This window comes from Bacillus sp. H1a, from assembly GCF_000633475.1.
GTDB lineage: Bacteria > Bacillota > Bacilli > Bacillales > Bacillaceae_G > Bacillus_A > Bacillus_A paramycoides.
Window position 1 is genome coordinate 71,479 of the sequence record NZ_AYMH01000039.1, and the last position, 21,174, is coordinate 92,652.

Below are 21,174 nucleotides of genomic sequence, written 5' to 3' on the forward strand. Positions count from 1 at the left end.
CCTCCTTAGATAACCTCGTTTTTAGGAACCTTTAACATTACTTATCTTCGTTTAAGCCCTTTTCTAACGCTTTCCACGCTAATGTTGCACATTTAATACGTGCAGGGAACTTGCATACGCCTTGTAATGCTTCAATATCTCCTAAATCAATGCTGTCATCGTACTCTTTTCCTAGCATCATGTCAGAGAAAATTTTCGAAAGCTGAAGTGCTTCTTCAATTTTCTTTCCTTTTACTGCTTGTGTCATCATTGAAGCTGAAGACATTGAGATGGAACATCCTTCGCCTTCAAACTTCGCCTCTTGTACAATACCCTCTTCTACTTTCATCGTAAGTTGAATACGATCGCCGCAAGTTGGATTGTTCAAGTTAACAGTAACACTATCTTCTAATACGCCATGGTTACGAGGATTTTTGTAATGATCCATAATAACTTGACGATATAACGTATCTAAATTATTAAATGACATTTGTGAAATACTCCTTTGTCTTGATTAGCGATTCAACAAATGTATCAATTTCTTCTTTTGTATTATATAAATAGAAGCTTGCACGTGCTGTTGAAGAAGCTTTCAGCCACTTCATAAGCGGTTGTGCACAGTGATGTCCTGCGCGAACCGCAATACCTTCTACATCTAATACCGTTGCTACATCGTGAGGATGTACGTCTTCAATATTAAATGTAACGAGACCAGCGCGATGCTTTGGACCATAAATTGTAACGCCATCTACTTCTGATAGTCTTTCTAAAGCGTATTGCGCTAATTCATGTTCATGCTTTTCAATATTATCAAGACCGATTTCTTCTAGGAAATCAATTGCCGCACCAAGTCCGATTGCATTACCGATAATCGGTGTACCTGCTTCAAACTTCCACGGAAGCTCTTTCCAAGTAGATTCTTGTAAATCTACGAAATCAATCATTTCACCGCCAAATTCAATTGGCTCCATATTGTTCAGCAATTCTTTCTTACCATATAATACGCCGATACCTGTAGGTCCGCACATCTTATGAGCAGATAATGCGTAGAAATCACAGTTTAAATCTTGTACATCTACTTTCATATGAGGTGTACTTTGTGCACCATCAACGACCATAATTGCACCGTTTTCGTGTGCGATTGCTCCAATTTCTTTTACAGGGTTAATCGTTCCAAGTACGTTTGATACATACATGATTGAAACGATTTTTGTATTCGGTGTAATTGTTTGACGAGCATCTTCTAACGAAATTGTACCGTCTGGTTGAAGCGGAAGGTATTTTAAAGTTGCACCAGTTTTCTTCGCAACTTGTTGCCACGGAATGATGTTACTATGGTGCTCCATGTAAGAGATAACGATTTCGTCGCCTTCTTTTACATTTTCAAGACCATAGCTTGCTGCTACTGTATTTAATGCAGTTGTCGTTCCGCGTGTGAAAATAATCTCTTCCATTGATTTCGCATTGATAAACTTGCGAACTTTCTCGCGTGCACCTTCATACGCGTCGGTAGCTTTCGTACCGAGCGTATGAACACCGCGATGCACGTTAGAATTATATTCTTTATAGTAACGTTCTAACGTTTCAATGACTTGAATTGGTTTTTGAGAAGTTGCTGCACTATCGAAATAAACAAGTTGTTTGCCGTTCACTTTTTGATCAAGAATTGGAAACTGTTTGCGTATTTCATGAATATTCATTAGCGAACTTTCCTTTCAATTACCTCAACAAGCTGTGCTTTTACTCCTTCAATTGGAAGCTCATTTACTACAGGTGCTAAGAATCCATGGATGACTAAACGTTCTGCTTCGCGTTTTGGAATACCACGGCTCATCAAGTAGTATAGTTGGATTGGATCTACGCGACCTACTGAAGCTGCGTGACCTGCCATTACATCATCTTCGTCAATTAAAAGAATTGGGTTTGCATCACCACGAGCTTTCTCATCTAACATAAGAACGCGAGAAGATTGTTGTGCATTTGATTTAGATGCACCGTGTTCAATCTTACCAATTCCGTTAAAGATAGATGTTGCACTATCTTTTTGTACACCGTGTTTTAAGATGAAACCTTCAGAGTGTTTACCGAAGTGAACAACTTTAGTTGTAAAGTTTTGTGTTTGGTTACCACGGCCAATTGTTACTGTTTTCGTATCAGCAAATGAACCGTCGCCCATTAAGTTCGTAACGTTCTCTGAAATTGTGTTTCCGTCATTCATAAGGCCTAGAGCCCAATCAATGCGGCCGTCGCGTCCTACAACACCGCGGCGGTTAACGTAAGTTGTTACGTCTTTTGCTAATAAATCAACCGCACCGAATTTCACTTGTGCGCCTTGTTCCACGATTACTTCTGCTACGATATTTGCAATACCTTTAGCATTTTCATTTGCAACGTAGTTTTCTACATAAGTTGCAGTACTGTTCGCATCAGCTACGAATAATACGTGGTTATATACGTTAGCTTCTTCGCCGTCTACTAAGAATACAGCTTGAAGTGGAGTTTCAAGAACAACGTTTTTCGGAACATATACGAATGCACCGCCGTTGATTAATGCAGCATGAAGTGCAGTTAGACGATGCTCGTCTACTTTCACGCCGTCTTTCATTAAGTACTTTTGTACTAGTTCAGCATGCTCAGTTGCAGCTGTTACGATGTCTGTAAAGATAACACCTTTTTCTTTTGCTTCGTTTGCTAAAGAAACAAACGCAGTTGTACCAGTACGTTGTACTAATACGCTGTTATTTTCATCGATTAAGTTTTTCACTGCTTCTGGAAGCTCTGTTAAAGAACTTACAGGCTCTTGCTTAGCAGCGTCGCCTTTTCCGATAAAGTCCCATTTTTCAATTTTCGTTTTATCAGGCGTTGGCATTGGAAGTTCAGTTGCTTGTGCAAGAGCTTGTAAGCGGAACTCAGTCAACCAAGCAGCTTCGTTTACTTCGCTTGCGCGCTGACGGATTGTTTCTTGATCGAAAGGTAATGTACCGATTGTCATGTTTATGCTCCTCTCTTACGCTTCTTGCTCTGCTGTTTCGTCTTCAATACCTAATTCTTTTTTAATCCAGTCGTAACCTTCAGCTTCTAGACGTTGTGCAAGCTCAGGGCCACCAGATTTAACAATGCGACCGTTCATCATAACGTGAACGAAGTCTGGAGTGATGTAGTTTAATAAACGTTGGTAATGCGTAATCATTAGGCAACCGAACTCTTCGCCGCGCATTTCGTTAATACCTTTAGATACAACTTTTAACGCATCGATATCAAGACCTGAGTCGATTTCGTCTAAGATTGCGATTTTTGGCTCAATCATCATTAATTGAAGAATTTCGTTACGTTTTTTCTCACCGCCAGAGAAACCTTCGTTTAAGTAACGTTGTGCCATTTCTGGATCCATTTCTAGGAATTCCATGTTTTTATCTAATGTACGGATAAATTTCATAAGAGAAATTTCATCGCCTTCTTCACGACGTGCATTAATTGCAGAACGTAAGAAGTCAGCGTTTGTTACTCCGCTAATTTCACTTGGATATTGCATTGCTAGGAATAGACCTGCTTGTGCGCGCTCGTCTACTTCCATTTCTAATACATCTTCACCGTCGATGATGATGCTACCTTCTGTTACTTCATACTTTGGGTGACCCATAATCGCAGAAGATAAAGTTGATTTACCTGTTCCGTTAGGTCCCATAATTGCGTGGATTTCTCCACCTTTTACTTCAAGGTTTACACCCTTTAAAATTTCTTTGCCATCGATTGATACGTGTAAGTCTTTAACCGTTAATGTAGAACCAGCCATCTCAATACCTCCATTAATCCTCTATATACATTTTAAAAGTTCCTAAAACGTTCATATTCTCATTTTATTCTCATTCTAATTTTATATCAAATAAAATGATATCGCAAACGACTAAAAAAAGTAACAATTTTTTCACAAATGTATATAAGTATTTCCTTTGCATCTTTATATGATACACCTTCCTTCTTATATATATAAAGAAAAAAGGACTGGTAATTTCCCAGTCCTTTCCTTGTATTTATTCACTTAAAGGAAGCACAGCACCTTTATATTCTTTCTTAATAAAATCTTGAATTTCTTTTGAATGCAGTACTTCTACTAGCTCTTTAATTTCTTTTTTATCTTTATCACCTTTACGAACAACTACTACGTTTGCGTACGGTGAATCATTTCCTTCAATTGCAATTGCATCTTTTTCTGGGTTTAACTTCGCATCAATCGCATAGTTTGAGTTAATTAGAACAGCGTCGCCTTCTTTATTGTTATACACTTGTGGTAATAAACCAGGCTCAATATCTGTTTTGAATTTTAAGTTTTTCGGATTATCTGCAATATCTTTTGGAGTTGCATTAACAGGATCTATTCCGTCTTTAATTTTTAAAATGCCTTCTTTTTGTAAAATTGCTAAACCACGTCCATGGTCAGTAACAGAATTACTCATAATAATTGTCGCCCCGTCTGGAAGCTCTTTTAAGCTCTTATATTTTTGAGAGTATACGCCAATCGGTTCTAAATGAATTTTCCCCGCTATTTCAAAATCATATTTCTTATCTTTAATTTCTTTTTCTAAATACGGAATGTGTTGGAAGTAGTTTGCATCTATTTCCTTATCCGCTAACGATTTATTCGGTAACACGTAGTCCTGGAATTTTTTTATTTCTAAATCAATTCCTTTTTTCTCAAGTAACGGCTTTGCCTTTTCTAAAATAACAGCGTGCGGTACGTTAGAAGCCCCAACAACTAGTTTCTTTTCATCTTTATCTTTCCCACCGCAAGCAGCTAACCCAAAAATTGAAGTTGAAATAAGTGCTGTAAGTAATAATTTTTTCATTTAAAATACCCTCCCGTTTTCATTATCTTTTATCTATTCGAGTCGTTACGTTATCACCAATCCACTGAATTAAAAATACAACTAGCAATACACAAATTGTTGCGACGATTGTTACATCGTTATTACCACGCTGGAATCCTTCTAGGTAAGCAAGTGTTCCAAGGCCACCAGCACCAACAACACCTGCCATTGCTGTATAGCCTACTAAAGCAATTGTCGTTACCGTAATACCAGATACTAATGCTGGTAACGATTCTGGAATTAATACTTTCAAAATGATTGTACTTGTTTTTGCTCCCATCGCTTTTGAAGCTTCAATTACACCTTTATCAATTTCACGAAGTGCAATCTCAACCATTCTTGCGTAAAACGGTGCTGCACCGATAATTAAAGCTGGCAATGCTGCACTTGCTCCAAGAATTGTTCCAAGAAGAATCTTTGTGAACGGAATTAATAAAATAATTAAAATGATGAATGGTATAGAGCGGAAAATGTTTACGAATGCTCCAATCACCGTATTAATTGCTTTGTTTTCCCATAAATTATCTTTCGCTGTCATAAAGAGTAATAGTCCTAAAATAAGTCCTAAAACAAATGTGGCAAACGCTGCGATTGCCGTCATATATAGTGTTTCACCTGTTGCTTCTAACATTTGATTCCAATCAACATTTGCGAGTAACTTATCCATGAGCAATCACCTCCAGCTCTACTTGATCTTGATGTATTCCCTCTATCGCTTGCTGGATCGCTGTTTCCTCACCATTTAAATGAACAACTAAACTTCCATAAGAACCGTTATTCGTTTGTGCGATATTCCCTTGCAAAATGCTAACTTCTATATCACTGCGCTGCATTAACCTTTGAAGTACCGGTCTTTCTACTGCCTCACCGATAAATTGCAAGCGAATTACTTTTCCATCTGGGTATTTTTCAATTAAACTTTCAATCGTTTCATTCGTATCTTCAGAATCAGTTAACTGCTGTACAAATCGTTTTGTAATGTCTTGCTGTGGGTTACGGAACACATCAAGTACAGGACCACTTTCTACAATTTTTCCTCTCTCCATTACCGCAACGCGATTACAAATCTTTCGAATAACGTGCATCTCATGCGTAATCAATACAATTGTTAAACCGAGACGCTTATTAATATCTAACAATAAATCTAAAATTTGATCTGTCGTTTCCGGATCAAGAGCTGACGTTGCTTCATCACATAAAAGTACTTGCGGATTATTAGCTAACGCTCTTGCAATCCCGACGCGCTGCTTTTGTCCACCACTTAGCTGAGATGGGTATGCATCGCCTCTTCCTTCTAATCCAACAAGATGAATTAACTCATCGACACGTTTTCTTCTCTCCGCCTTATCAACACCTGCAATTTCAAGTGGGAATGCGATATTTTCACGAACAGTTCGTGACCAAAGTAAGTTAAAATGTTGAAAAATCATTCCGATTTCCTGTCGCGCCTTACGAAGTTCATTTCCAGTAATCGCTGAAATCACACGATTTGCAATCGTAATCTGGCCAGAAGTTGGCTTCTCTAACTGGTTAAACAATCGAATTAAAGAACTTTTCCCAGCGCCACTATATCCGATAACACCAAAGATCTCACCTTTCTCTATTTTTAAGTTGGCGTTATCTACAGCAGTGACATCACCGCTTTTTGACTTATATATTTTCTTTACATTCTCTAATAGAATCATGGTGTATCACCCCTTTTTTTAATAAAAAGCGCAAGCGGCTCTTTTAGATTTACTCCGCAATTTTTTATTTTTGATGCGTGTAATCTATCGCTATTGCTCATCTTATTGTTTGAATATCCTCCACATTCAAACAACAAAAAACCTTTCCGCTTTTAGAGAAGCAGAAAGGTTTATATGCGTATATAACAACATTATCCCTCTCTCTCATCTCTCAAAGCATTTGCTTTGCAGGAATTGGCACCATTTCAACATAAGTTGACGGTTGCCGGGCTTCACAGGGCACAGTCCCTCCACCTCTCTTGATAAGAGAAATCAGATTAAATTTTCGTCTGATTTAAAATTTATGAAATTGTCTATATTTTATGAATTGAATTCTATCAACATCTACACGCCGTGTCAACAGAAATTTTCACAAAAAAAGAAACTTCAGAATTTTAAGCTCCCACTGACATCGGTTTACATATATGAAACATTGATTCAACTAATAGCATCGTTCGATACGTTCCTGAATATTGTACTCTTCCATCACTCACCAACGTTTGCAACCTTATATTTCCAGTCACTAATTTTTGAACATCCTCTTCCTCTAAGCAGACGATTTGTTCCGTTCCTCTCGCCTCTTTCAAAAGTTCTATATAATCTCTTGAAATTTGTAATGAACAACATTCATCTCCAAATCGAAAATTAACGTTTTTTTCTCCTTGCCTTAAAAGCGGTTCTAAATGATATTGACCATTAGCGTAATTTACAAATGATTGAAGCAAAGAATATAATTTCACCCTAAATCACATCCTTCATATCACTTTCTATTACATACCATTCCCTCTTTCTAAAGAGCAATCCTGTTACTTTCGCTCGACAAATACTGTATCTACCATGCATCTCGACATATTTCCCAAGAAATATGTCGAGGCGGCAAAAACTTTGCCGCCTACTTTAACTCCGTATATAAATATTCAACCGAATGAAATGCGTATATCTTCTTCATCAGTGTCCCATTTTCAAAAAGAAGTAAACAAGGTACACTTTCTATCCCATACTCTTTCGCAAAATGCGGAGCATAATTTAAATCTAACATCCCAATTTTCAAATCTTCAATCGTCATCTCAACGACCGTTAACATCTTCTTTGCTAATTGGCATGTTCCACACATTGGTGTATACACATATAACACTGTTTTTTCTTCGTTTTCTATTAGGGCTGTAGCTTCGGCTCCTGTCCAGTTAATCACTTCTATCATTCCTTACCGTAAATATTCTGTATAAACGTCAATGTCAGCTCCCCATAATACATTTGCTAAATGTGAAGAAGGCGCAGTCGCCACCTCGCGATACGAGCGATCAATATAAATATGCTCTGCTTGCGGAAATTCTTTTCGGAATTGTTTTCTTAACTTTTCTCCTGCATCATCAGCGTCCACTAGCACATACACATCTTTATCAAAAAACTGATCAATGAGCTCATCCATTTTCGACAAACCAATTGTACCATTTGTACAAACAATTTCCACTGGTTCACGAATAATAGATTCAATCTTTCTTCTGTCCGATTTACCTTCTACAATAATGACTTTTTCCACATAAATCATATGTCATCACCCGATCACCATATACTATACAACCTTTAACTTAGTATATAGTATATTCGTTATTTTCATGTTGTTTCCTGTTTATTTTTGCAAAAGAAAAGCGGAAGCGGCTCGTTCAGATTGTGAAGGGGATGGAGCTTCTGACGTAGAGGAGCTTTTTGCCTCGTAGGAAGAAGCGAAGCCACCGAACAATCTAGCCGCAGGAGCTGGACAATAAAGAAAAGCGGAACCGACTGTTTAGCCCTGTTGGCTAAGGTTCTTTCGCACAGAAGACACTTCTTGTCTTCTCGTGCGGAAGGTTCTTAGACATGAAGGGCTAGGAGGTGGAGCTAGACAATGAAAAGCGGAAGTGGCTCGTTTAGATTGTGAGGGGGATGGAGCTTCTGACGTAGAGGCGCTTTTTGCCTCGCAGGAAGAAGCGAAGCCACCGAACAATCTAGCCACTGGAGCTAGATCATAAAGAAAAGCGCATACGGCTCGCTCAGCATGAAGCCTCAATGAAAAAAGTTTTTTCAAAAACGTTCTCCTACATAATAATTAATATATATGTATTTCCAAACTCATTATGTAACACACACAAAAAAGGACAGCACAAAGGCTGTCCTTTCTCTTCGACTATAATTAGTCTTGGTTTGTCATTTCTGCATATTTTTCTGCAGTTAATAACTTCTCAACTTGGCTTGCATCAGAAAGTTCAACTTTAACCATCCATGCACCCTCGTATGGAGATTCGTTAACAAGTTCTGGTTGGTCACTTAATTCTTCGTTTACTGCTACAACTTTACCACTTACAGGTGCGTATAATTCAGAAACTGTTTTAACAGATTCTACGCTTCCGAATGGCTCGTCAGCTTCGATTGTTGCACCTACTTCAGGAAGTTCAACGAATACGATATCGCCTAACTCACCTTGCGCAAAATGAGTAATACCGATAACAACCTCATTACCTTCTGTTTTTACCCATTCGTGTTCTTCAGAGTAACGTAAATTATTTGGAATGCTCATGACTGTACCTCCAGTGAATGTATTAATTATGTAAAAATACCTTATTGGTACTTTTTCCACACACTTTCAAACTGCTCTTCGTTAAAACCAAGTGTTACATTCGTTCCATCTGTTACAATTGGACGTTTAATTAACATGCCATCAGATGCTAAAAGCTCGTACATTTCGTCTTCGCTCGCATCATTTAACTTATCTTTTAGGCCAAGTTCGCGGTAACGCATTCCACTTGTATTAAAGAATTTTTTTAATGGCAATTCACTTTTCTCATGTAAATTACGTAAATCTTCTTTTGACGGTGGATTTTCAACAATATGAATCATCTCATATGCTACATCGTTTGCCTCAAACCATTTTTTTGCCTTTTGACATGTGCCACACTTTGGATATGAATAAAATGTTACTGTCATAAATTCACCTACTTTTTTACTAACCTTTACCCTTATCATATAGAAAACATTTTATTATTTCAAACGATTATTCGCTAAACTTTTACTTATTTCGTGATAATTTTTAATAATCCTGCAAATTTTTCTTATTTTTCCGCCATTTATAAGAAAAAAATAAATATATAATTTTTTCTTCACATTCCCTTTCCCCCTCCTTAACCCGAACATACATCTTAAACAAACGTTTATTTAATTTCATATTTTCTACATCAACCTTTTGAAAACATAGATTCTTTCATACCGAACATATACCTTAAACAAACGTTTATTTAATTTCACATTTTTCTATAGTAACCTTTGAAATACATAGATCCTTTCGTGCCGAACATACCCCTTAAACAAACGTTTATTTAAAATAAAAAATAAGAAGCCTCATTTATGGGCTCCTTCATCATCTACTTAAATAATCCGAAACTGTTTGAAACACTAATATATACATATTATGAATATTTTGATCCGAAACAGTATCAGTATATAATCCCATACCCCAATATTGCCCCTCACTGCTTCCCATATTTACAAATCCTTGTGTATACATCATTGCTTCATCCTTTGGGGCATTGTCATAATCTAAAGCTTTTTTAGTAAAAATCAAATATGGTCTATCCTGTAAACCGATAAAAAACACTGGCTTCTTTAATGATAAAAATAAGTCCGTATACTGTTCCTTCGATGCTTCTTGAAAATATTCTTTCATGACGAGAAAACCATCAACTTTTGCTGATTTCTCCTGCATCTCTTCCAATTTTACGCTTTCAAATTTTATATTTCTAAATGTATCTTTCGGCTTTTCACCAACAACTCCCATTACGAGTGCTCTCCCGTTATATTCTAATTTCTCTCCTTCTTTATTCTTTGCACACCCAGTACCCACCAGGCATAACAATATAAAAGCTAAGAAATAAAATGAACGCTTCATTTAGCACCCTCTCCCTCTTTTAAGTCAAGTGACAAAAATGTAAGGTGAATTCAAGAAAATGTAAGTAAAATCGATAGCCCAATTGGATTTTCTATATTATAATCAATTGAATTTACTTACATTACTAAAACATAGGAGATTATCATGAAGAAATTTAAACTTTCATCTTTTCTTCCGTTAAGTTATATACTTCTACTCGTACTCGTAAGTCCCCTTTACGATGTATTAAATAAATCTACTGTTCACGCAGTAAACGTCACAACTGTAGTAGACAGTTGGATTCCATTTGTGAAAGCATTTATTATTCCTTATTTACTTTGGTTTCCATACTTATACGGTGCACTTATTTATTACTGTTTTGCTGATCGAAAGCAATATTACGTCACTTTAAGTAGTGTAATTCTTGGAAAACTTGCTTGTTTTTCTATTTATTATTTTTGGCAGACAACTGTACCACGTCCAACTGTCGTTGGAACAGACGTATTTTCCGAACTAGTCCGCTATATCTATAGTATTGATCAACCAGTAAACTGCTTCCCTAGCATTCACGTTCTTACAACATTTGTAATTATGTTAGCTGCCTTTAAGCGTAGAGAACAACATGCTTTTGAATATTACATCCTTACGTTCTTCGGTACGCTTATCATTTTATCAACATTATTTACGAAGCAGCATGCATTCGTAGATGCCGTTTCTGGTATGACACTTGCGGGTATACTATACTTCGGTGTTCAACTCTTGTTAGCAAAAGAAACAGTGACAGTTCCCGTGAAACAAAATCATAAAATGTAACTAAAAAAGCAGACTGTGGCTTCTTCAGTCTGCTTTTATCTATATTAAGGAGATTTTCAAATTAAGATTGCGGTACAGTCATATCACCTGAATGGATACGACCTGCTTTTTTAAGAGCAATGTAAAGTATATAAGAAACGGCTACTGGGATGATGATATAAGTGATTACCATCGCTGGGACAACCTCCCACCCTTGGCTGGAAATTAAATTAATTGGCGCGATAAGAGAGCTTAATCCAAGTCCCGCAATTTCTTTTCCTGCTTCTAGTTGGAAAATTAATGCTGATACCGGGCCGACTATAGCGCTGGCGACGACAGTTGGGACGAGAATCATTGGGTTTTTAGTAATGTTCGGCAACTGTACTTTTGGAGTACAAAGTGCCTGAGCTAATATGCCACCTAAATTATTTTCTTTCGCTGAAATAACAGAGAATCCGATAAATTGAGCAACACATCCTGCAAGTGCTGCACCTCCTGCAACACCATCTAAGCTAAGTGCTATCGCTAAAGCAGCTGATGAAGCCGGAGAGATAAGTAACAATCCCCAAACTACAGCAATCACGATAGAAGCGATAAATGGGCTACCAGCTGAACTATCTTTAATGAATGCTCCAACTGTATTTAAAACTGGGCTAATATTTTGAGCTAACCAAATACCGACTAAACCAGAACCTAATGTCGCTGCAAATGGAACGAGCATCATATCTAAAGCAGTTTTTCCACTTAATCGTTTACCAATATAAACTGCTAAAGTCGCTGTTAATAATGCACCGATTGGTTCACCTGTTTTAATGATAAGACCAGCTTCAGTAATTGAAATTGATCCAGCTCCAATTGCTCCAGCTACCATCGCCGAAAAGATTACGAGCCCGTTTGCACCGAGCATAAAAGCAATCCCGGCTCCAATTGCTGGTGCCATAAGTGATTTTGCAACAACCCCGATTGTAATAAGTAATGGGATATCAACAATTCTTCCTATATTTTCGATCAGTAAACCAATTCCAAGGGATACGAAAATACCCTGTGCGATTCCGGCAGATGCTTTAAACACACGAGACATTATATATTCCTTCATTTGTTTCACCTTCTCCTATAAGTTAGTAACCAATTGTCTTCATATAATCGCGTAAAACATCGTTTGATTTTGCAAAGCGACTTTCTTCATCTTCTGATAAGTTCAGCTCTACAACTTCCCTTACACCGCCTCTAGTAATAATTGCTGGTACTCCTGTACAAATATCGTATTCGCCATATTCACCATCTAAAATAGCTGAAACAGCGATAACACGGTGATCATCATTGAAAATTGAACGAGCAATATAAGCTAAAGAATTTCCAATTCCGTAATAAGTAGTTCCTTTACGTTTATAAATTTCCCACCCAGCTTTTGCAGTCTTCTCAACAATTTCATCTAAATCTATCTCACCTAAACGTTCTTTTTGTTCCTCTAAAATTTGTAGAATTGGTTTTCCACCAACTGTTACGTGAGACCAAGCAACCATTTGAGAATCACCATGTTCTCCTAATGAATATCCATGAATGCTACGAGGATCTACCCCTAACATCTCAGATAAAATAGTTCTTAAGCGAGAAGAATCTAATGATGTACCAGTACCAAGCACGCGATTTCTTGGTACACCAGATAATTTCCAAACTTGATATGTAATAATGTCAACTGGGTTCGATGCGATTAAGAAAATGCCATTAAATCCACTTTCCATTACGCCACTTACGACACTTTCCATAATCTTTGCGCTTGCTCCTAAAGTATCTAAACGACTTTGTCCAGGCTTCGGTGCTGGTCCTGCTGTAATAATTACAATGTCCATATCTTTGCAGTCTTCATAGCTTCCTGCATATACTTTTGTTCTTGTATTTGTAAAGTTAATGCAGTGCGATAAGTCCATCGCTTCTCCAACTGCACGTTCATGATTTATATCAATTAATAATAGCTCTTCGCAAATACCTTGGTTTACAATGGAGTACGCACAGCTTGATCCAACTAATCCAGTACCGATAATTGCAATTTTTCTTGTATTTCTATTCATGGCAATCCCCCCAATTGATCATGTAATCTATTTCTTTTGTTCTTTACACTCTTAATTATAGAGATTCTCACAGTAGAAACCATGGATACTTTGTGAAAAGTTGAACAAAGTTTTTGTCCTTTTTGTGAAATGCTATATTTTATTTTCGTCATATTTGTTACAACTGGAAAAATATTTCTTTTGTATTTATTGACATATACAAAAATAAAAAAACGAGCGAATCCATTCGCTCGTTTTTTCATCGTACTATTCGGCACTTAATTGACTTTTTAATTGTTGGACAATCATTTGATTGGCAGGTGCAGCTGGTTTATAATAGTTTTTTTGCTTTGCGTATTCATACATATTACGTTGACGCATTTCATCTTGATTACGAATTTGAATTAAAGTTTGATGTAACTGTTCATTATCAGACTGAGCAATATAGTTCGCATAACTTGTTAAGCTTGCATTTAATCCTGCTAAATAATCATTTACCATATCTTTTTCATTCATCTTTCGCTTCCTCCTATCCTAGGAAAGTCATTAATTGTTGTTTCGTATTTCGTGCATCTTGCGCATCTTTTTGTAGCATTTGTTTCAGTTGTGGATCTGTACATTCTTGTGCATATTGCTCTAACTTGTTAATAATTGTTGCGTGTCCACCGATTAAGTGACGTAAGTTTTCTACTTCAAGTTCTGTTAAATTTTGCATAGAATACTCCTACCTTTCTTTGTTCATTCAATATTAGTATTTAGTTCTTTTTGGATTGTATGCATGGATTAACTTTTTCACATGTAAACAAAATAAAAGATGAATAGCTAAGCCATTCATCTTTTATGCTAAATATTTATTCAATATTATAGAGATACAATCATACTTATACTCACAAGTCCGTTCCATAATTAAAATCCTTTAATATAAATATAAAGATAAATAACGAGATTTTCAAAAAGAATAATATGTAATTTTACATATCATGAAAGCTTTGCATTCTATAGTTTTGAAAATTAAATTAGTATATAATAATTATTAAATGAAAACTCAAAATTTTAAAACACCTCTTACTACTTGTCATTACACCACCTTACTTATTCATCATGATTCTCACTGCATATAAAGTTTATGAATAAAAGGAGAGATACACATGAAAGCACATGACTTCCTTACAGAAATCCAGAAAGGCTCTGAACCTAATCCATATCAAGATCCTATCGCATTTATTTTCCTTTGTTTTTTCTTAGCCGTATATACCTTTTTAAAACCTGCAAAATAATATCATCTAACAAAAAAGAGCCTCTAAATTATTTGAGGCTCTTCCTTGTTAAATTCCGTTCCGCTTCTTCAATCGCTCTTTGCATTTGCAATAATGGATCTTTAATCATCTTCCCGTGACCTGTCGCCAATATAGACGGCTTATACTCCAGCAATTTCTGAGCGCTTGTTAATGCAACTTCTGCATCCCAAGTACCAAACATAGGAAACGGAAAAAGCCACTTCAATTGCCCTGCTACCGCCACTCCTCCTCTCGTTTGAAATGCATCTCCAACAATGAGTGCATCATTTCTCGTGTCTAAAAACGCCATTGATCCTGGTGTATGACCTGGAGCTGCAATCGCTACAAGAGAACCAATTGTATCTCCCTCTTGAAGAAGAATATCTGGAATCGTCTTCATTTTTTTTGACACACTCACTTTTACCTGCGTGCCTGGTTCCCCTAGTTGCAGCGACAAATCTCCTTCAAGTAAACGAGCATCTCTTTTAGAAATATAGACTGGAATATCCAGCAGTTCTTGTTTTATAGCATCAAGCGCTCCTACATGATCATCATGTGCATGTGTAATAACAATATTTGTAATCGGTTTCCCTATTTTTCGAGCCGATTCTAAAATCTTCTTTGCACAAAATGGTAAAGCTGCATCAATTAAAGTTAATCCTGTTTCTTCTTCGACAAAATAACAGTTAATCGGAAATAGACGCGGGAAAAATGCTATTTGATGAACTGTTTCTCCCCTTATTAACTTCATCTCCTTTACCTCCATTAAAAAAGCCGTTTACAAATACATATGTAAAACAGCCCTTTTCAAGAATCTATCAATAAAAAAACCAGTAGCCATAAGGCCACTGGTTCTCTTTCATCTATTAAACTGTGTAACGCTCATCTTCTAAAATTTTCGCAGCAATTTCACGTTTCTTCGGAATTACGTTAAGTGGTGTGTGGCGAGTTAGTTTGCGTAGTGATGATAACATCATGCGCAGCATGTCGCCGTTTTCAACTGCGATAAGTGTTTCTTTCGCGTCTGCTTCAATTTCGTTGAATGCTTCTTGGCAGAATACTTCAGTGTATAACACTTTTTGTTTATTCTTTTCAAGACCAGTTGTTTTAATTGCTTTTTCTGTACGAAGAACAGCAGATTCCATCGCATAAAGGTTGCTTACGATATCAGCGATATTCACAAGAATTTCTTGCTCTTTATCTAATGCTTTACCGTATTTTTGAGCAGCTAATCCAGCTACCATTAAACCGATTTTCTTCGCGTTATTTACTAAATACTTTTGAAGTGCTAATGGCTCATCGCCTACTTCTTCTGGCATCATCATCATTAACTCTTCTTGTAATTTTTGTGCTTTTTGAAGAAGTGGTAATTCACCTTTCATCGCTTTACGTAAGAACGTACCTGGTACGATTAGGCGGTTAATTTCGTTCGTACCTTCGAAAATACGGTTAATACGAGAATCGCGGTACATTCTTTCAATCTCGTACTCTGCCATAAATCCATAACCACCGTGAATTTGAACACCTTCATCTACTGTATAATCTAACACTTCAGAACCGAATACTTTATTTAAAGAGCACTCGATTGCATATTCAGCGATAGAAGCTGCTACTGCTTTACCGTCTTTTACTTCTTCTTCAGATAATGTGCTCATACGGCTTTCGAATAAACCTACTGTACGATATACAGAGCTTTCAGCTGCATATGTTTTCGCTGCCATATTCGCAAGTTTCTCTTGAATTAATGGGAAGCGAGCGATTGGTTGTTTGAACTGTTGACGTTGGTTTGCATATTGTGCTGAAATTTCTACTGCACGTTTCGCAGATCCAACTGTACCAACACCTAATTTATAACGGCCGATATTTAAAATGTTGAACGCGATAATATGACCTTTACCGATTTCACCAAGTAAGTTTTCTTTCGGTACTAATGCATCTTCTAAAATTAACGTACGAGTTGAAGAACATTTAATACCCATTTTCTTTTCTTCTGGGCTTGTAGATACGCCAGCATACTCTTTCTCTACGATAAATGCTGAGAAATGCTCGCCATCTATTTTTGCATATACAACAAATACATCAGCGAATGCAGAGTTTGTAATCCATTGTTTTTCACCATTTAATACGTAATGTGTACCTTCTGCATTTAAACGTGCAGTTGTTTTTGCACCTAAAGCGTCAGATCCAGAACCTGGCTCAGTTAATGCATATGCAGCTAATTTTTCACCAGTTGCAAGTAGTGGTAAATATTTTTTCTTTTGCTCTTCGTTACCGAATAATACGATTGGTAAAGATCCGATACCAACGTGAGCACCGTGAGTAATTGCAAAGCCACCAGCGCGAGAGAATTTCTCTGCGATTAACGCTGAACTTACTTTATCAAGGCCAATTCCGCCGTACTCTTCTGGTACGTCAGCGCCTAATAAACCAAGTTCACCAGCTTCTTTTAAAAGGCGAACAGAACGATCAAATTCGTGTTGCTCTAAATATTCAAGCTCTGGAAGAACTTCATTTACGATAAAGTCCTCTGTCGTTTTTGCAATCATTTTATGCTCAGATGAAAAATCTTCTGGCGTAAACACTTGATCAATCGTAATCTCATCAACTAAAAAGCTACCGCCTTTAACCGCACTTCCTACTGTTTTTTCCATGAAAATTTCCTCCTTCATATTTTCATAAGCCGCTTCTCTCGTTTTGAAAGAAGCTGGCTCTCCCTTTTATTTTTTATAAGCCTTTGTTGCTTCCATTCTTTACTTTAGCGTCCTCTTGTTCTAAGCAAGCCGCTTCCACTTTTTTTATAGTAATTCAAATACTCCCGCAGCTCCCATTCCGCCGCCGATACACATTGTTACGATACCGAATTGTTCGTTACGGCGTTTCATTTCGTGAATAAGAGATAGTGTTAGTTTCGCTCCTGTACAGCCAAGTGGATGTCCAAGTGCGATTGCACCGCCGTTTACGTTTACTTTTTCTTCATCTAATCCAAGCTCACGAATAACTTGGATAGATTGAGAAGCGAATGCTTCATTTAGTTCGAATAAGCCGATATCGGATAGCTCTAAACCAGCTAGTTTTAACGCTTTCGGAATTGCAGCGATTGGGCCGATTCCCATTACTTCTGGTGGTACTCCAGCTACTGCAAATGAACGGAATTTCGCAAGTGGTTTCATGCCATCGCTCACTGCTTTTTCACGATCCATTAATAGTACAGATGCTGCGCCGTCACTCATTTGTGAAGAGTTACCAGCTGTTACAGAACCGCGAACGTTAAATGCTGGACGTAATTTACCTAAAATGTCTAGCGTCGTCTCTGCTCTTACACCTTCGTCTTGTGCGAAAATGATCGTTTCTTCTTGCAATTTGTTGTTTGATCCAACGGTACGTAACGTTACATCCACAGATACTGTTTCATCAGCAAAGTTCCCTGCAGCTAATGCTTTTGCTGCGCGCTGATGACTTCTTACCGCAAATGCATCTTGCTCTTCACGAGAAATTCCATATTTCACAGCAACTTGCTCTGCTGTATGTCCCATACCCATATAATATTCTGGAGCCGCTTCTACAAGGCGACTATTCGGACGAACAACGTGTCCCATCATTGGAACTAAACTCATTGATTCCGCTCCGCCTGATAATACAGCTTCAGAGTGCCCAAGCATAATGCGCTCTGCTCCGTAAGCAATACTTTGTAAACCTGAAGAACAGTAACGGTTAATTGTAATAGCTGGAACATCGTAAGAAAGTCCTGCTAATCCGCCAATATTACGTGCCATATTTAAACCTTGCTCAGCTTCTGGCATCGCGCAACCGAAAATCAAATCGTCGATTGGTCCTTCATAATTCGCACGCTTTAACGTTTCCTTTACTACTAACGCCCCTAGATCGTCAGGACGAACTGTTTTCAATGAACCCCTCTTTGCTTTCCCAATTGGTGTTCTTGCTCCCGCAACAATGACAGCTTCTCTCATGAACGATATCTCCCCTCGTTATTAGTTACGTAATGGCTTCCCTTTTACAAGCATGTGCTGCATTCTTGCTTGTGATTTCATCTCACTTACTAAGCTAATAAATGCTTCACGTTCTACATCTAATAAATATTGCTCGTCAACTTCTGTTCCGTACGGTACTTTTCCGCCCGCAATGACATATGCAAGTTTCTTCGCAATGTGAAGATCATACTCAGAAATATAACCAGATAAATGCATTGCTTCTGCACCAAGTACAAGCGTTGCATAGCCTGTTTCGCCAACAACTGGTATTTTTTTACGAATCGGCGCTTTATAACCTGCTTCATATAAAGCAAGCGCTTTTTGTTTCGCATCATATAGTAAGTGATCACCATTCACACTAATACCGTCTTTATCGCCTAAGAAGTTGTTATATACAGCTTCTTGTGCTGATGTAGAAACTTTCGCCATCGCTACAGATTCAAATACTTTATTCGCAACTTTTTGTAAGTCGAATTCTACACCATTTGCCATTTTGTTTAAGTGTTTAATGTATAGCTCTTTGTTACCGCCTCCGCCAGGGATTAAGCCAACACCTACTTCTACTAAGCCCATATATGTTTCGCTAGAAGCTTGAATGCTCGCTGCTGGTAAACAAACTTCTGTACCGCCGCCAAGCGTCATACCATATGGTGCTGCTACAACTGGCTTAGAAGAGTACTTAATTTTCGTCATTGCATCTTGGAAGTTTTTCACAACCCACTCAATTTCAAAGTAGTTGTCATCTTGTGCTTCCATTAAGATCATTGCAAGGTTCGCACCAACGCAGAAGTTCTTCGATTGGTTTCCGATAACAAGACCTTTATAATTCTTTTCTACTTCATCAACAGCGTAGTTAATCATTTGCGTAATATCCATACCGATTGCATTGCTCTTCGAATGGAATTCTAGGCAAAGAATGCCATCACCTAAATCAATTAAGCTCGCTCCGCTATTTTTCTTTAACACGCCGTTTTTCTCTTTTAATTGTTTAAGAGAAATTGCTTTTTTGTTACGCTCGATTAGCTTATATTCACCATTATCGTAATAGTAGCTATCGCCATTATCATACTTATAGAAAGTAGTAAAACCTTTCTCTAACATTTCTTTCACCCAAGTAGGAACAACTGCGCCGTTTTCTTCCATCTTTTGAACGGACTTTTCAACGCCGATTGCATCCCAAATTTCAAATGGTCCTTGCTCCCAGCCGAAGCCCCATTTCATTGCTTGGTCAATTGCAACAATATCGTCAGCAATTTCTTTATGAAGTTTTGCAGAGTATAAAAGAGTTGGTGTGATAATATTCCATAACAACTCTCCTGCGCGATCTTTTGCGTATACAAGCGCTTTCAATTTATTCGCTAATCCTTTTTCTTGCTTACTTAACTCTACGGATGCAGCTTTTAATTTTTTACGCGCTTCGTATTCCATCGTTTCAGGATTTAATTCTAAAATTTCTTTTCCTTGTTTTAAGAAGAAGCCTTGACCAGTTTTACTTCCAAGCCATTTTTTCTCAAGCATGTCATGCATGAAAGCAGGTACTTTAAATACGTCGCGCTCTTCTTCTTGTACATTTTCATATACGTTATTTGCAACGTGTACAAATGTATCTAAACCAACAACATCTAATGTACGGAACGTTGCGCTCTTCGGACGACCAATTAATGGACCTGTTACAGAGTCAACTTCTCCAACGCTATAGCCACGCTTAATCATTTCTTGAAGCGTTACAAGCAAGCCGTACGTACCGATGCGGTTTCCGATAAAGTTTGGTGTGTCTTTTGCGATAACAACGCCTTTTCCAAGAACGTCTTCGCCAAATAATTTCATGAAGCTTAATACTTGTGGATCAGTTTCTTTCGTCGGTATTACCTCTAGAAGTTTTAAATATCGTGGTGGGTTAAAAAAGTGTGTACCTAAGAAGTGTTTCTGGAAGTCGTCTGAACGACCTTCTGCCATTTTTTCAACGGAAATGCCTGATGTATTTGAGCTCACAATCGAGCCTGGTTTACGAACAGCATCTACTTTTTCAAATAGTTTTTTCTTTATATCTAAGTTTTCAACTACTACTTCAATAATCCAATCTACATCAGCAAGACGCTCAAGATCATCTTCTAAGTTACCTGCTTCAATCAGCGCTAGATTACCTTTCACTGTCAGAGGAGCTGGTTTTTGCTTTACTAGTTTTTGTAGTGCAGTGTTACTAAAACGATTTCTCACACTTTTATGTTCTAATGTAAGTCCCTTCGCTTCTTCTTCTTTCGTAAGCGCCGGTGGTACAATATCAAGCAATAATGTCGGAATACCAATATTAGCTAAGTGTGCCGCAATTCCTGAACCCATTACGCCTGAACCTAGAACAGCAGCCTTTTTAATTTGGAACATCCAATTCTCCCCCTATTCTTGAATGAATGCTCATTCAATTTTTCGACATAAGTCGCAATCAATGAGTGAGCCTCTACTAATAAATATATGACAACGTTTGAATTTTCGCAATATATTTATTGATAAAATTTTCTGAAATAAATACTTTTCTTTCATTTGGCTATGCTATGTATGTGTATTTTCGTTACTCAAATACACTTTTCCTTTTTATAATCTGACG

General features: G+C 37.4%; 22 protein-coding genes, 1 pseudogene and 1 riboswitch. Of the genes and pseudogenes, 2 read left to right on the forward strand and 21 right to left on the reverse strand.

The genetic code is table 11. The features are described 5' to 3' along the window. Positions 1-37: 37 nt before the first annotated feature. The 13 genes from sufU to U860_RS0117760 form a co-directional block, all read right to left on the reverse strand. The gene (gene sufU, locus U860_RS0117685; protein WP_000009523.1) at positions 38-469 is read right to left on the reverse strand and encodes a Fe-S cluster assembly sulfur transfer protein SufU; all 432 of its coding nucleotides are present in this window, start codon (positions 467-469) and stop codon (positions 38-40) included. Beyond that, on the reverse strand, positions 459-1,679 hold the full coding sequence (gene sufS, locus U860_RS0117690; RefSeq protein WP_025149600.1) for a cysteine desulfurase SufS: 1,221 nt from the start codon (positions 1,677-1,679) through the stop codon (positions 459-461). The genes sufU and sufS overlap by 11 nt, the downstream gene beginning before the upstream one ends. Next, on the reverse strand, positions 1,679-2,971 hold the full coding sequence (gene sufD / locus U860_RS0117695) for a Fe-S cluster assembly protein SufD (RefSeq protein WP_025149601.1): 1,293 nt from the start codon (positions 2,969-2,971) through the stop codon (positions 1,679-1,681). Before sufD ends, sufS begins: the two co-directional genes overlap by 1 nt. A 15-nt stretch (positions 2,972-2,986) precedes the next feature. Further along, positions 2,987-3,772, reverse strand: a complete 786-nt coding sequence (gene sufC / locus U860_RS0117700; protein ID WP_000929159.1) for a Fe-S cluster assembly ATPase SufC — start codon at positions 3,770-3,772, stop codon at positions 2,987-2,989. Positions 3,773-4,010: 238 nt separating this feature from the next. Continuing rightward, positions 4,011-4,823, reverse strand: a complete 813-nt coding sequence (gene metQ, locus U860_RS0117705) for a methionine ABC transporter substrate-binding lipoprotein MetQ (protein ID WP_025149602.1) — start codon at positions 4,821-4,823, stop codon at positions 4,011-4,013. Positions 4,824-4,845: 22 nt separating this feature from the next. Beyond that, complete coding sequence (locus U860_RS0117710; protein WP_025149603.1) at positions 4,846-5,511, reverse strand: methionine ABC transporter permease; 666 nt, start codon at positions 5,509-5,511, stop codon at positions 4,846-4,848. Then, positions 5,504-6,529, reverse strand: coding sequence for a methionine ABC transporter ATP-binding protein (locus U860_RS0117715; RefSeq protein ID WP_002174065.1), 1,026 nt, complete (start codon positions 6,527-6,529; stop codon positions 5,504-5,506). The genes U860_RS0117710 and U860_RS0117715 overlap by 8 nt, the downstream gene beginning before the upstream one ends. Positions 6,530-6,730: 201 nt before the next feature. Beyond that, positions 6,731-6,838, reverse strand: a riboswitch (SAM riboswitch). Positions 6,839-6,963: 125 nt separating this feature from the next. Then, complete coding sequence (locus tag U860_RS0117725) at positions 6,964-7,308, reverse strand: hypothetical protein (RefSeq protein WP_025149604.1); 345 nt, start codon at positions 7,306-7,308, stop codon at positions 6,964-6,966. Positions 7,309-7,460: 152 nt separating this feature from the next. Then, the gene (locus tag U860_RS0117730; RefSeq protein WP_029953020.1) at positions 7,461-7,769 is read right to left on the reverse strand and encodes a thioredoxin family protein; all 309 of its coding nucleotides are present in this window, start codon (positions 7,767-7,769) and stop codon (positions 7,461-7,463) included. Between the two features lie 3 nt (positions 7,770-7,772). Beyond that, complete coding sequence (locus U860_RS0117735; RefSeq protein WP_000640865.1) at positions 7,773-8,117, reverse strand: toprim domain-containing protein; 345 nt, start codon at positions 8,115-8,117, stop codon at positions 7,773-7,775. 621 nt (positions 8,118-8,738) lie between these two features. Then, entirely contained in the window at positions 8,739-9,122 is a 384-nt protein-coding gene (gcvH, locus tag U860_RS0117745; RefSeq protein WP_000026896.1) for a glycine cleavage system protein GcvH, read from the reverse strand. Positions 9,123-9,163: 41 nt separating this feature from the next. Continuing rightward, complete coding sequence (locus U860_RS0117750; protein ID WP_002174068.1) at positions 9,164-9,529, reverse strand: arsenate reductase family protein; 366 nt, start codon at positions 9,527-9,529, stop codon at positions 9,164-9,166. 430 nt (positions 9,530-9,959) lie between these two features. After that, positions 9,960-10,487, reverse strand: a complete 528-nt coding sequence (locus tag U860_RS0117760) for a hypothetical protein (protein ID WP_025149607.1) — start codon at positions 10,485-10,487, stop codon at positions 9,960-9,962. Positions 10,488-10,631: 144 nt separating this feature from the next. Between U860_RS0117760 and U860_RS0117765 the strand changes: the two genes are divergently transcribed. Next, on the forward strand, positions 10,632-11,279 hold the full coding sequence (locus U860_RS0117765; RefSeq protein WP_025149608.1) for a phosphatase PAP2 family protein: 648 nt from the start codon (positions 10,632-10,634) through the stop codon (positions 11,277-11,279). A 61-nt stretch (positions 11,280-11,340) separates the two neighbouring features. On the opposite strand, the gene U860_RS0117770 is transcribed toward U860_RS0117765, so the two are convergent. The 4 genes and pseudogenes from U860_RS0117770 to U860_RS0117790 all read right to left on the reverse strand — a co-directional run bounded on the left by U860_RS0117770 (position 11,341) and on the right by U860_RS0117790 (position 14,021). Next, the gene (locus tag U860_RS0117770; RefSeq protein WP_025149609.1) at positions 11,341-12,354 is read right to left on the reverse strand and encodes a PTS sugar transporter subunit IIC; all 1,014 of its coding nucleotides are present in this window, start codon (positions 12,352-12,354) and stop codon (positions 11,341-11,343) included. 22 nt (positions 12,355-12,376) lie between these two features. Further along, positions 12,377-13,569 (reverse strand): annotated as a pseudogene (locus tag U860_RS0117775) (L-lactate dehydrogenase). Positions 13,570-13,573: 4 nt separating this feature from the next. Beyond that, positions 13,574-13,822, reverse strand: a complete 249-nt coding sequence (locus U860_RS0117785; RefSeq protein WP_025149610.1) for a spore coat protein — start codon at positions 13,820-13,822, stop codon at positions 13,574-13,576. 13 nt (positions 13,823-13,835) lie between these two features. Next, on the reverse strand, positions 13,836-14,021 hold the full coding sequence (locus U860_RS0117790) for a hypothetical protein (protein ID WP_025149611.1): 186 nt from the start codon (positions 14,019-14,021) through the stop codon (positions 13,836-13,838). Between the two features lie 433 nt (positions 14,022-14,454). Between U860_RS0117790 and U860_RS36865 the strand changes: the two genes are divergently transcribed. Beyond that, positions 14,455-14,583: a hypothetical protein gene (locus U860_RS36865; protein ID WP_275887058.1), complete on the forward strand. Its 129-nt coding sequence runs from the start codon at positions 14,455-14,457 to the stop codon at positions 14,581-14,583. A gap of 28 nt (positions 14,584-14,611) precedes the next feature. Here U860_RS36865 and U860_RS0117800 read toward each other — a convergent pair whose 3' ends face one another. The 4 genes from U860_RS0117800 to U860_RS0117815 all read right to left on the reverse strand — a co-directional run bounded on the left by U860_RS0117800 (position 14,612) and on the right by U860_RS0117815 (position 20,954). After that, entirely contained in the window at positions 14,612-15,334 is a 723-nt protein-coding gene (locus U860_RS0117800; protein WP_025149612.1) for an MBL fold metallo-hydrolase, read from the reverse strand. Between the two features lie 115 nt (positions 15,335-15,449). Then, positions 15,450-17,234, reverse strand: a complete 1,785-nt coding sequence (locus U860_RS0117805) for an acyl-CoA dehydrogenase family protein (protein WP_002174076.1) — start codon at positions 17,232-17,234, stop codon at positions 15,450-15,452. 144 nt (positions 17,235-17,378) lie between these two features. Further along, entirely contained in the window at positions 17,379-18,551 is a 1,173-nt protein-coding gene (locus U860_RS0117810) for an acetyl-CoA C-acetyltransferase (RefSeq protein ID WP_001206342.1), read from the reverse strand. A 21-nt stretch (positions 18,552-18,572) separates the two neighbouring features. Further along, positions 18,573-20,954 (reverse strand): 3-hydroxyacyl-CoA dehydrogenase/enoyl-CoA hydratase family protein, encoded by a 2,382-nt coding sequence (locus tag U860_RS0117815; RefSeq protein ID WP_025149613.1) that lies wholly within the window; start codon positions 20,952-20,954, stop codon positions 18,573-18,575. Positions 20,955-21,174 lie beyond the last annotated feature (220 nt).

What these genes read in the sequence shown, in the direction of transcription:
- U860_RS0117760 (WP_025149607.1), bottom strand. Translation starts at nt 10,487, where the DNA reads ATGAAGCGTTCATTTTATTTCTTAGCTTTTATATTGTTATGCCTGGTG.
- U860_RS0117750 (WP_002174068.1), bottom strand. Translation starts at nt 9,529, where the DNA reads ATGACAGTAACATTTTATTCATATCCAAAGTGTGGCACATGTCAAAAG.
- sufS (WP_025149600.1), bottom strand. Translation starts at nt 1,679, where the DNA reads ATGAATATTCATGAAATACGCAAACAGTTTCCAATTCTTGATCAAAAA.
- U860_RS0117785 (WP_025149610.1), bottom strand. Translation starts at nt 13,822, where the DNA reads ATGAATGAAAAAGATATGGTAAATGATTATTTAGCAGGATTAAATGCA.
- U860_RS0117815 (WP_025149613.1), bottom strand. Translation starts at nt 20,954, where the DNA reads ATGTTCCAAATTAAAAAGGCTGCTGTTCTAGGTTCAGGCGTAATGGGT.
- U860_RS0117790 (WP_025149611.1), bottom strand. Translation starts at nt 14,021, where the DNA reads ATGCAAAATTTAACAGAACTTGAAGTAGAAAACTTACGTCACTTAATC.
- U860_RS0117715 (WP_002174065.1), bottom strand. Translation starts at nt 6,529, where the DNA reads ATGATTCTATTAGAGAATGTAAAGAAAATATATAAGTCAAAAAGCGGT.
- U860_RS0117730 (WP_029953020.1), bottom strand. Translation starts at nt 7,769, where the DNA reads ATGATAGAAGTGATTAACTGGACAGGAGCCGAAGCTACAGCCCTAATA.
- U860_RS36865 (WP_275887058.1), top strand. Translation starts at nt 14,455, where the DNA reads ATGAAAGCACATGACTTCCTTACAGAAATCCAGAAAGGCTCTGAACCT.
- U860_RS0117765 (WP_025149608.1), top strand. Translation starts at nt 10,632, where the DNA reads ATGAAGAAATTTAAACTTTCATCTTTTCTTCCGTTAAGTTATATACTT.
- U860_RS0117710 (WP_025149603.1), bottom strand. Translation starts at nt 5,511, where the DNA reads ATGGATAAGTTACTCGCAAATGTTGATTGGAATCAAATGTTAGAAGCA.
- sufU (WP_000009523.1), bottom strand. Translation starts at nt 469, where the DNA reads ATGTCATTTAATAATTTAGATACGTTATATCGTCAAGTTATTATGGAT.
- U860_RS0117800 (WP_025149612.1), bottom strand. Translation starts at nt 15,334, where the DNA reads ATGAAGTTAATAAGGGGAGAAACAGTTCATCAAATAGCATTTTTCCCG.
- metQ (WP_025149602.1), bottom strand. Translation starts at nt 4,823, where the DNA reads ATGAAAAAATTATTACTTACAGCACTTATTTCAACTTCAATTTTTGGG.
- U860_RS0117770 (WP_025149609.1), bottom strand. Translation starts at nt 12,354, where the DNA reads ATGAAGGAATATATAATGTCTCGTGTGTTTAAAGCATCTGCCGGAATC.
- U860_RS0117810 (WP_001206342.1), bottom strand. Translation starts at nt 18,551, where the DNA reads ATGAGAGAAGCTGTCATTGTTGCGGGAGCAAGAACACCAATTGGGAAA.
- U860_RS0117805 (WP_002174076.1), bottom strand. Translation starts at nt 17,234, where the DNA reads ATGGAAAAAACAGTAGGAAGTGCGGTTAAAGGCGGTAGCTTTTTAGTT.
- gcvH (WP_000026896.1), bottom strand. Translation starts at nt 9,122, where the DNA reads ATGAGCATTCCAAATAATTTACGTTACTCTGAAGAACACGAATGGGTA.
- sufC (WP_000929159.1), bottom strand. Translation starts at nt 3,772, where the DNA reads ATGGCTGGTTCTACATTAACGGTTAAAGACTTACACGTATCAATCGAT.
- sufD (WP_025149601.1), bottom strand. Translation starts at nt 2,971, where the DNA reads ATGACAATCGGTACATTACCTTTCGATCAAGAAACAATCCGTCAGCGC.
- U860_RS0117735 (WP_000640865.1), bottom strand. Translation starts at nt 8,117, where the DNA reads ATGATTTATGTGGAAAAAGTCATTATTGTAGAAGGTAAATCGGACAGA.